The 9,178-nt window shown below is 63.1% G+C and carries 12 protein-coding genes; 7 read left to right on the top strand and 5 right to left on the bottom strand.

What is annotated here, in order from left to right; genetic code table 11:
* A partial coding sequence (locus tag IVB13_RS38550; protein ID WP_247492627.1) for an AraC family transcriptional regulator occupies window positions 1–784 on the bottom strand: 784 nt, incomplete at its 3' end.
* A 308-nt stretch (window positions 785–1,092) separates the two neighbouring features.
* Between IVB13_RS38550 and IVB13_RS38545 the strand changes: the two genes are divergently transcribed.
* From IVB13_RS38545 to IVB13_RS38535, 3 genes are read left to right on the top strand one after another with little or no spacing between them, the layout of a single operon-like run.
* A complete protein-coding gene (locus IVB13_RS38545; protein ID WP_085353018.1) occupies window positions 1,093–2,190 on the top strand; it encodes a DUF2336 domain-containing protein in 1,098 nt (365 codons plus the stop codon).
* Complete coding sequence (locus tag IVB13_RS38540) at window positions 2,187–2,507, top strand: PilZ domain-containing protein (RefSeq protein ID WP_085353016.1); 321 nt, start codon at window positions 2,187–2,189, stop codon at window positions 2,505–2,507. The genes IVB13_RS38545 and IVB13_RS38540 overlap by 4 nt, the downstream gene beginning before the upstream one ends.
* Window positions 2,508–2,557: 50 nt before the next feature.
* Window positions 2,558–3,679, top strand: coding sequence for an HD domain-containing phosphohydrolase (locus tag IVB13_RS38535; RefSeq protein WP_085353014.1), 1,122 nt, complete (start codon window positions 2,558–2,560; stop codon window positions 3,677–3,679).
* 26 nt (window positions 3,680–3,705) lie between these two features.
* Here the strand turns inward: IVB13_RS38535 and IVB13_RS38530 are convergent, their stop codons facing one another.
* A complete protein-coding gene (locus IVB13_RS38530; protein WP_018456356.1) occupies window positions 3,706–3,909 on the bottom strand; it encodes a hypothetical protein in 204 nt (67 codons plus the stop codon).
* A gap of 131 nt (window positions 3,910–4,040) precedes the next feature.
* Complete coding sequence (locus IVB13_RS38525) at window positions 4,041–4,718, bottom strand: nitroreductase (RefSeq protein ID WP_219683897.1); 678 nt, start codon at window positions 4,716–4,718, stop codon at window positions 4,041–4,043.
* A gap of 128 nt (window positions 4,719–4,846) precedes the next feature.
* Here IVB13_RS38525 and IVB13_RS38520 point away from each other — a divergent pair, with 128 nt between their 5' ends.
* Window positions 4,847–5,809, top strand: coding sequence for an alpha/beta hydrolase (locus tag IVB13_RS38520; RefSeq protein ID WP_026233151.1), 963 nt, complete (start codon window positions 4,847–4,849; stop codon window positions 5,807–5,809).
* Window positions 5,810–5,855: 46 nt separating this feature from the next.
* Here the strand turns inward: IVB13_RS38520 and IVB13_RS38515 are convergent, their stop codons facing one another.
* A complete protein-coding gene (locus tag IVB13_RS38515; RefSeq protein ID WP_018456353.1) occupies window positions 5,856–6,227 on the bottom strand; it encodes a nuclear transport factor 2 family protein in 372 nt (123 codons plus the stop codon).
* A 103-nt stretch (window positions 6,228–6,330) separates the two neighbouring features.
* Between IVB13_RS38515 and IVB13_RS38510 the strand changes: the two genes are divergently transcribed.
* Window positions 6,331–6,894: a TetR/AcrR family transcriptional regulator gene (locus IVB13_RS38510; RefSeq protein ID WP_247368655.1), complete on the top strand. Its 564-nt coding sequence runs from the start codon at window positions 6,331–6,333 to the stop codon at window positions 6,892–6,894.
* 15 nt (window positions 6,895–6,909) lie between these two features.
* Here IVB13_RS38510 and IVB13_RS38505 read toward each other — a convergent pair whose 3' ends face one another.
* Window positions 6,910–7,380: a cupin domain-containing protein gene (locus tag IVB13_RS38505; RefSeq protein WP_247368657.1), complete on the bottom strand. Its 471-nt coding sequence runs from the start codon at window positions 7,378–7,380 to the stop codon at window positions 6,910–6,912.
* Window positions 7,381–7,584: 204 nt separating this feature from the next.
* Here IVB13_RS38505 and IVB13_RS38500 point away from each other — a divergent pair, with 204 nt between their 5' ends.
* Window positions 7,585–7,833, top strand: a complete 249-nt coding sequence (locus IVB13_RS38500; protein WP_018456350.1) for a hypothetical protein — start codon at window positions 7,585–7,587, stop codon at window positions 7,831–7,833.
* A gap of 223 nt (window positions 7,834–8,056) precedes the next feature.
* The gene (locus IVB13_RS38495; RefSeq protein WP_275974687.1) at window positions 8,057–9,148 is read left to right on the top strand and encodes a type II asparaginase; all 1,092 of its coding nucleotides are present in this window, start codon (window positions 8,057–8,059) and stop codon (window positions 9,146–9,148) included.
* Window positions 9,149–9,178: the final 30 nt, after the last annotated feature.

Below are 9,178 nucleotides of genomic sequence, written 5' to 3'. Positions count from 1 at the left end.
CCAGCCACAGCCGCCGCAGGCGCAAGTAGCGGTGCAGGCTCATTCCACGATAGCGGCGGGCGACGTCGTGCATGGTGCGAACGGACAAGCCGAGTTTGCGCGCGATCTCGTCGCTGCAGATGGGCAGCGAGAGGTCGTCGGAAAGCAGCGCGCGGATGTCCTGAAAGACTTTGAAGTTGCGCTCGTCATTGGGGCGCAGGGTCCATCGCGCGGGAACGATACTTTCGAAAATTGCGTCCGCAGCGCCGAGCAGGGTCTCCTTCATGCCGGCCGCCTTCAGCGGCAAGTCGGGCGAGGCGACGGGCTCCGACGCGGCTTCCAAGACTTCCCGGACCACACCGCGAAGCCGGCTCAAGCCCGCAGCGGTCGTTTCGAAGATGTTGAAGCAGAGGGTTGCTTGTGGCCAGCCGCGATCCGTCACCTCCGGCCTGAACACCACCGAGGCGATTTGCCGCTGCACCTCCTCGATGATGGTGTAAGCCGCGCCGCCGCTGCCGATGACGATAACGGGTCGTATACGCCGCGCGCCGTTGAATCGAACGGTCACGTCCAAATCGTCCATCGTGAATCCGATCGCGGTACAATTCTCGACGAGTTGTGCGTCGACGACCCGCGGAAATGCCCGCGTCAAATTCACGTCGCAGCCGGGTAGCGACAGAATACTCTGCTCGGCCGAAATCCTCCGTACAAAAGGCGTGAACTCGAAGTCGAGCCCTCGTATGGCGTTTCGAAATTCATCGACGTCGGAAGCGAAATACCTTTGGCGCCAGCGTCGGCGGATCATCACTTCTATTCATGGCAATATGAACTTCGCGTCGCAACACACGCGTCCGGCGACGATGCCGGCCCGCTTCTGCGCTCCGTGTGCCTTAAGTCTGAAAGAATCACTTCGAACTATGCCGACCAGTTGGCGAGCGTCGAAGTCCAAGGACAAGGCGGCGCATCAAATCCGCCAATTTTCGATAGCGTTTTCCGTGTGGCCAGCGGTGCAGATATACCTAGACGAGCAAAATCCAAACTTCAAATTAACGTCTGTCGGGCGGAATAGGTGCAGTTCGATAGTCCAAATTAATTTTAGGTCAGGCCCCTGCCATGATGGCAAATTCGCCTGCTGATATTCTTGCTGAATTGGAAGAGGTGGTCGCAACCTACCCACCGCACCGTTGCGCACGCATTCTCGCCGGCATGGTGCAGTTGCTCACTGGCAGCCGCGGCCAGTGCCGGGAATTGCTCGTCAACGTGGTCGACGGTGTTCTGCTGCGATTGACGGAACGGGTCGAGGCCAGCGCACTGGTTCAGCTCAGCACGGCGCTCGCGGAACTTGACATCGCGCCTCCCGAAACATTGTGGCGTCTCGCCTCGCACGATAGTCCGGACGTGGCATGTCCTGTGTTGCTCAAGTCGCGTGCACTTTCCGCAGCCGATCTCGAGGCTGTCATTGACTCCCGTGGCGAGTGGCATCGACGCGCGATCGCCGCGCGCAGCGACATCGCGCCGACGGTGACTGAGGCGCTGATCAAGCACGGCGGCCCGATCTGCCTTGACCTGATCAAGAACCAGGGAACGAAATTCTCCGACGCAGCCTATGCAGCGCTAATTGCCAAGGCCGACCAGGACGGCGAGATCGCGAAGGCGCTGGTGCTCCGGCCCGGCACGCCCGATCTGGTCGTGCGCAAGCTGCTCTCCGCCCCACCAGCCCGGAAGGCACCCGCCCCGTCCGCCGCAGCGCCGGTGCCGGAAGCGGAGCCGGCTCCGCCAAAGCGGCCTTGCCGGGCCGACTACGCGGGCGCGAGGCCCGAGATCGTCGCCCTCAACCGCATCGGCAAGCTCAACGATTCCACGGTGAACCGCTTTGCGATCCGCGGCGAGACGGCCAATTTATTCACGGCGCTGTCGGTGCTTTCAGGGGCGCCGCTCGAAATTATCGAGCATGTCGCGAGCGATGACGATTGCGAGGGGCTGGTCATGGCGTGTCGGGCGTCGCGGCTAAACTGGCAGACCACCCTTACCATCCTGAGCAACCGCAGCGGAAAAAGGCTCTCCTATTCCGAGCGCGAGCGCGCGCAACGGATCTTCGAGACGCTGCTTCTGTCCACCAGCCAATGGACAGTGCGATGGGGGCAAATAGTAGCAAACGCCAGCACAGGCGACCCGGGAAATCGCAGCCCGAAGATGGGGGTTAGCCGATGAAGTTCGACGGTCGCAAAGCGATGCGCGTAAAAATGGATCACAAGCAGCCTGTCAATCTAATGGGCTCGGACGGCACTTGGCGGCGCAGTTGCGTTTTGCTCGACATATCGCAAAGCGGTGCAAAGATCGAGGTCGAGGGCACGCTCGACGTGCTCCAGGCCAAGGAATTCTTCCTGCTGCTGTCCTCGACGGGGCTCGCCTACCGGCGCTGCGAACTGGTCTGGATCGACGGCACCACGGCCGGCGTGCACTTCGTCACCGCAGACGGCAAGAAGAAACCGGCAGCCGCTGTGCAGGCTGCCGCTCAGAGCAAATAGGCCCAAGGATTCATCAGCCCGATCCAACTCCAGCATGATTCAGGTCAACCTTGCAGAACGCGCGAACTATATCCCGCCCCGTCAAAGGCGACGGCGGCATCCGAGAGAAGGAAGCGGCACGCCCATTCGTGCATGTGCTGGCTGACTCCTCGGAAAAATTGTCGAGCGTCTGTTCGATTCTCGAGCAACGGTTTGCCGTCGCAGGCGAACGGCTCGACGCAGAAGCCAAGCTGTCCCAGATGCCGTTCGCGATCGTCATCCGTGCGGAATTGCGTGACGTCCACACCATCGCGGCCATCAAGAAACGAGCCATAAAGTTCGCAAAGGCAACGAAGCGCATCTTCCTGGTCGAGCACCCCTCTCACATGAGTATCTCGCAGGCCTACGCGCTCGGGGCCACGCTCGTCCTTCCCGGGACGATCGACAAGATCAAGCTGCTGGCAGCGCTGGCTGATTCCGCCGAAGAGGCGTCTGCTTCCTCAGGTCAGGCGCCGCAGCAGGACAATGCCGTCGAGGCCGCGGCGACGGCGATCGCGTCGATGTTCACTGCCGTCGCGCTCGGCGAGCCCATCGATGTCGACGGCACGAAGGAAGCCGGCCGCAAGATCGCTGATCGCATCACCCAGCATGGCTTGTCCGAGTGGCTCACCACTGTGCGGCGCCACCACGAGGGAACCTACCAGCACTGCCTGCTCGTGACCGGCGTTGCGATCGACTTCGGACTGAGTCTCGGTGTGGGCCGCGCCGATCTCGAGCGGCTGTATTCGGCGGCCATGTTCCACGACCTCGGCAAGGCCCGGATCCCGCTTGCCATCCTCGACAAGCCCGGCCGTCTCGATCCGGCCGAACGTGCCATGATCGAGACTCACCCGATTGCGGGTTACGATTTCCTGAAAGACCACGACAATATCTCACCGGAGATCCTCGATGCCGTGCGGCATCATCACGAATTTCTTGACGGCAGCGGCTATCCGGATGCACTCGGGGCCGAGAGTATTGGCGACATCGTGCGGATTCTCACGATCTCGGACATCTTCGCGGCCCTGATCGAGTATCGGCACTACAAGCCGACGCTGCCACGCAGCGAAGCCTATGACATCCTATGCGGGATGAGCGGAAAGTTGGAGAAGGCGCTGCTGACCGCGTTCAGGCAGGTCGCTCTCACGAGGTAAGCGCAGCAACCCGTCTCGACCCCAGTCTAGTGCGCGGCGCGATGTCTGGTGCGGCGCGGAACGGTCCGGCAGGCGAGCCCTTCGGCCAGCAGCTTCATGTCCTCGTGCCGGCCGCTGCGGATCAGCCGGCCGAACTCTTCGGGTGTGAAAGGAAGACTTGGATCATCATCGATCGGACGCCGCACTCGCGGGCCGAAGAACCGTCGAACCAGGCTAGCGAGCCGCCGCATGTCAATTCCCTCGCGCCAGCATCAAACCTTTCAGTCCGCACATTGTTCCTCCTGCACGATCGAGATTGCAAGAGGCCGCCAAGCGGTCCGCACCAAAAATTTCGGCGAGAGAATAATCTCCTCTGCCCGCATTACTCGGCGAATCCGACGTAGCGCACGAAATCGTCGTTGCCCTCGCGATCGGAGCGCACCGCGTTCGCGGCAAAGTTGTCGTCAGGATAGCCCATCGCGACGCAGGTCATGATCACCTCGTCCTCCGGAATGTTTGCGACCTCGCGCACGATGTCAGAGCGCATGATGCCCTGCCCGTTGATCACCGAACCGAGACCGCGGTCCCAGGCCGCGAGCACGATGCCGTAGCAGAGCGCGCCCAGGTCGAAATGGCAGACCGCGCCGGGATCGAGCACGCGGTCATAGGTCAAGACCAGCGACACCGGCGCATCGAACTGGCGGAAGCCGCGCAGCACCCAGTCCTGCCGCATCGGCTTGTCGTCGCGCGCGATCCCCATCGCGCCGAACAGTTTCTTGGCGACGTCGACTTGCCGGGTCCGGTGCACGCCCTGATACTCGCCGTGACTGACGATGTCGCGCTTCACCTTGGCGCCGCCAACCATCTCCTCCATGTTGCGTCGGCGCAGCTGTTCCAGCGGACCGCCCGTGAGCACGTGGACGTGCCAGGGCTGGGTGTTCATCGACGAGGGCGCACGCTTGGCGCTGTCGATGATCGCTTCGATCACCGCGCGCGGCACCGGCTCGTTCCTGAAGCCGCGCACGCTGCGGCGCGACTGGACCAGCGTTTCGAATTCCACCTCAAGACCTCCCTGCCCGTTCATCCCCTGGCGCGCCAACACGCGAGCGGTTGCCGATGCGGCGCGCAATATCTATGCTAACCCGCAAGCAAGACCAAGAACCCTGTGAGGATCCCATGAAAGCCAACATGGCTGCACCGCTCGATCCCGTCATCGCCCAGATCATTCCGCTGCTGCCGATGCGCGATGCCACGACGATGACGCCACAGAGCGCCCGCGATTCCTTGCGTGCACTGGCTGCCTCACGCGCGGCCATAGCGCCACCACCGGTCGACATCATCGCGGATATCAAGGTGAAAGGCGGCGCCGGTCCGCTGGATGCACGGGTCTACCGCGTCGGCACCACGCCGGCGCCGACCGTGGTGTTCTTCCATGGTGGCGGCTGGGTGGCGGGCGACCTCGAGACCCACGACCGGCAGGCACGCAACCTTGCGATCGAGACGGGCGCGGTCGTCGTCTCCGTCGATTATCGCCGTCCGCCCGAAACGCGTTTTCCCGGCGCGTTCGAGGACGCCTTTGCCGCGGTCAGCGACGTGTTTGGCCGCGTCGCGGAATTTGGCGGCGATGCAAAACGCTTCGGCGTTGCCGGCGACAGCGCCGGCGGCAATCTCGCCGCCACCACCGCGATCGCCTGCCGCGACGCCGGCATCAAGCTCGCGGCGCAACTCCTGGTCTACCCCGTGACCGACGTCCTCGGGAGTTATGCGGACGCGCGCGAGAACGCACGCTTCCCCTCGCGCGCCGAGAATGCCGAAGGCTACTTCCTCTCGCGCGCCGTGATGGAGTGGTTTTGCGGTCATTATCTCGCCGATCCCTCTCATGCGACCGACTGGCGCGTTTCACCGCTACGCGCGGCTTCGCTCGCCGGCGTCGCGCCCGCGATCGTCACCACCGCCTGGTTCGATCCCCTGCGCGACGAAGGTGCAGCCTACGCACGGGCGCTGGAGGCAGCCGGTGTGCCGGTGAAGCATCATGAAGGCCCCGGCCTGATCCACGGCTATTTCGGCCTCGGCGACGCCTCCGAGGTGGCGCGTGCCGAAGCGCAGCGCGCACGCGCGGACTTCAAGGCGCTTCTCGCGCGCGGCGCCTGAGGGCGATATCCGGAGCGGCAGGATCGACCGCCGCGCCGGGCGGCGTTCAGGACTTGGCAGCGGGCACCTCGAAGAAGCCCGTCGCCTGAACGAGGCGGCCATCGTCGCCGAAACGGCCGAAGCTCTCGCCCGTGACGAACACGCGACCGGCGCCGTCATACATCGTCCAGCGAAAAAGCCCTTGATCATGGTGCTCGAGGAAGCTGTCATTCCTGAAATGCGCGCCAGGAAACTTGAGCTGGGTTTGACCGATGCGCGCCATCAAGGCGTCGCGTCCCTCAACCTGCGAGCCCGGATCGGTATACACGCAGTCCGCGACCACGCTTTGCTCGAGCAGCCGACGCCGCTCGTCCTCATCGATGGGTCCCCACGCCGCCTGATAGGTGTTCCAGGTCTTCAGTCGCGCTTCATCGTTCATCTCGCAGAACCTCTCGTGGCCTCATGCCGCTTTCGGTCACATTGACAATTATTGATATTTTGTCAATACGACCCGACGTTCAGTTCCGACGCTTGTGAGGCTCATGGCTCGTTCCAGCATTTCGAAAGAAGAGCTCGCCGTCGAGGCTGCGACGGAGGTCTTCTCCCGCTATGGCCATGCCCGCACGACGATGGGCGACATCGCCGCCAGGGCGGGAATGTCGCGGCCGGCGCTGTATTTGCTCTTCCCCGACAAGGACGCCGTGTTCGCGGCGGTGATCCAGCGAATGGACGAGCAGAAGCATCGGGAGATCAGGGCCGCAATCGCGCGCCTCGACGGCCTTCACGCCAGGCTGCTCCACGCCTGTAAATCCTGGGGATCGCATGGCTTCGACCTGATCGAGGCGCATCCCGATTCGGCAGATCTGTTCGACCTCCGTTTCCCCGCAGTTCGGAAGGTCTACGACAACTTCCAGTATTTGGTCGCCGACCTCATCCGCGATCAGGTGAAGGCCGCCGGGATAGCGGTCGAGCCGGAGGTGCTGGCGCGATGCCTGGTGTTCGGCATGCGGGGACTGCGCGAAACAGCCAGGAACGGCAAGGAGATGCGGCGGCTGATCGCCGTTCAGGTCACCACGCTCGTCAGAAGCATCAATGACGGCACTTGAGCTTCGAAGAGCCGCCTACCGCGCCTTCCCCGCCCGCTGCGCGTCGGTGTGCCCCCACGTTTGGTCCCAATCCTGACCGGCGGCATCGACGACGCGGCCGTCGGCTTCGAAGAACTTGTTCGGCACCTGGAAGATCGCCAGGATCAGGGCGCCCTCCGGGCACCAGGCGGCATGCCGGCTGCCCGCCTCGCGCCAGATGAATTCGCCGGCCTTGCAGGTAATCCCCTTGGCCGGTCCCTCGTTGTCGACGAGAGCGCCCTCGATGACATAACTCTGCTCGACGCCGACATGCTCGTGATCGGGCAGCACCGATCTCGGCGCAAAGCGCATCAAGGCCGTCATCAGACCGCTGCTGCGATCGAACAGCAGCGTCTTGGCCTCGCAGCCGGGAAAGCGCGTCTTCTGCCATTCCATCTCTTGCGGCCGAACCAGGTGAGAATGCCGGTCAGAAGCGGCATCCGGCATGTTCGCAATCAGGGTCTCCATTACGATGCTCCCTTTCGGCTAAACTCGCCTGAAGCTAGCAGGATCGCCCGTCCCGGTCAGCGAGCAGTGCAGCAGGCGTCGGCCCTTTTGTACCCGCGGTCGGAAAATCGCCAGCAAGACCGGGCGGCAGGCGCTCATCCAGCTTGATTGCGCCACGATTTCCGGCTCCAATCCGCGTGCCATTTCTGGTTTAGGGAGACAATCATGATGAAGCGGATTTTCCTGGCTGCGATCGTTGCCACGTTCGCAGCGGGTTCGGCCCTCGCGGAGGACACCTGCGAAAGCAAGGCGGTCGGCAAGGACGGCAAGGCCCTGGCTGGCGCCGCCAAGACCTCGTTCATGAAGAAGTGCAAAGCCGAAGCCTGCGCGCCCAAGGCCGTCAGCGCCGAGGGCAAGCCGCTCGCCGGCGCCGCCAAGAACAGCTTTATGAAGAAGTGCGAGATGGGCGCGTAAGGCGCCGCAAATTCGCTGCTGCTTTAGCGAGCAATCGCCAGACGAACTGCCACATGGCCGGGCTTGTCCCGGCCATTCGCGTGTGTGTTTCCGTGTACCGGCTTCCAGACCAAATCATCCGAAAGCAGCGTCGCCCTAGACAGGAGCTCTCGACTGACCGATCATGCGGTGCCGAGCGAAACGGGGCGCATCGACAAGGCTTTCTAGCAAAGGGAACGTCAAGATGTGGCAACCTCGAGTGCGTCATCACTTCATCGCGGCAATGAGCTTGCTCTTCGCGCTGCTCATCGGACTTGAAGCCGCGAACGCGCGGGGCCCGGGACTGCCCAACGTCATGGTGCTCGCAACCGGCGGCACGATCGCCGGCAGCGGGGCGAGCAGCACCACCGTGGTCGGCTACACCGCCGCCACGGTGGGCATTGAGACGCTCCTGAATGCCGTCCCCGAACTGAAAACGGTGGCTAACGTCAAGGGCGAGCAGGTTTTCCAGATCGCCAGCGAGAACATGAACAATGACTACTGGCTCAAGCTTGCCAAGCGCGTCAACACGCTGCTCGCGCAGGACGACGTCGATGGCATTGTGATCACGCACGGGACCGATACGATCGAAGAAACCAGTTATTTTCTGGACCTCGTCGTCAAGAGCAAGAAACCTGTCGTCGTCGTCGGCGCGATGCGGCCGTCGACGGCGATCAGCGCGGATGGGCCGATCAACCTCTTCAATGCGGTGATCCTCGCAGGCAGTGACGAGGCCGTCGGCAAGGGCGTGCTCGTTGCTCTCAACGATCAGATCAACGCGGCTCGCGATGTCACCAAGAACAACACCTCGACGGCGGACACCTTCCGTACCCCGGAACTCGGCTTTCTCGGCTACATGCAGGGCAACAAGCCGTACTTCTATCGTCAATCGACGCGCCGGCACACGGCGGACTCCGAATTCGACGTCTCCAGCCTCGATGTCCTGCCGCAAGTCGACATCGTGTACGGCTACGCCAACATGAACCGGGTCGCGATCGACGCGTTTGTCGCCGCCGGGGCCAAGGGGATCGTGCATGCCGGCGTCGGCGACGGCAGCCTGGCTCGCCCCGCGGTCGAGCCAGCCCTCGACGAGGCCCGCAAGAAGGGTGTCGTGATCGTGCGCAGCAGCCGGGTCGGCAACGGCATCGTCGCGCGCAACGGCGAGGCCAAGGACGACGAGCATGACTTCGTCGTCTCGGATACGCTCAATCCTCAAAAGGCGCGTATTCTGCTGATGCTGGCGCTGACCAAGACGACCGACACCAAGGAAATCCAGCGGATGTTCTATACGTACTAGAGCATTCGACGCGCGGTCGCTCCACGAACT

Source organism: Bradyrhizobium sp. 17, from assembly GCF_023073515.1.
Taxonomy (GTDB): Bacteria; Pseudomonadota; Alphaproteobacteria; order Rhizobiales; family Xanthobacteraceae; genus Bradyrhizobium; species Bradyrhizobium canariense_D.
Note: the sequence above shows the minus strand (reverse complement) of the source record. Positions and strands in the feature narration are given on the sequence as shown.

Excerpts from the sequence above, each read along its gene's own strand:
- IVB13_RS38545 (WP_085353018.1), top strand. The coding sequence starts at position 1,093 with ATGATGGCAAATTCGCCTGCTGATATTCTTGCTGAATTGGAAGAGGTG.
- IVB13_RS38540 (WP_085353016.1), top strand. The coding sequence starts at position 2,187 with ATGAAGTTCGACGGTCGCAAAGCGATGCGCGTAAAAATGGATCACAAG.
- IVB13_RS38530 (WP_018456356.1), bottom strand. The coding sequence starts at position 3,909 with ATGCGGCGGCTCGCTAGCCTGGTTCGACGGTTCTTCGGCCCGCGAGTG.
- IVB13_RS38520 (WP_026233151.1), top strand. The coding sequence starts at position 4,847 with ATGGCTGCACCGCTCGATCCCGTCATCGCCCAGATCATTCCGCTGCTG.
- IVB13_RS38515 (WP_018456353.1), bottom strand. The coding sequence starts at position 6,227 with ATGAACGATGAAGCGCGACTGAAGACCTGGAACACCTATCAGGCGGCG.
- IVB13_RS38510 (WP_247368655.1), top strand. The coding sequence starts at position 6,331 with ATGGCTCGTTCCAGCATTTCGAAAGAAGAGCTCGCCGTCGAGGCTGCG.
- IVB13_RS38505 (WP_247368657.1), bottom strand. The coding sequence starts at position 7,380 with ATGGAGACCCTGATTGCGAACATGCCGGATGCCGCTTCTGACCGGCAT.
- IVB13_RS38500 (WP_018456350.1), top strand. The coding sequence starts at position 7,585 with ATGATGAAGCGGATTTTCCTGGCTGCGATCGTTGCCACGTTCGCAGCG.
- IVB13_RS38495 (WP_275974687.1), top strand. The coding sequence starts at position 8,057 with ATGTGGCAACCTCGAGTGCGTCATCACTTCATCGCGGCAATGAGCTTG.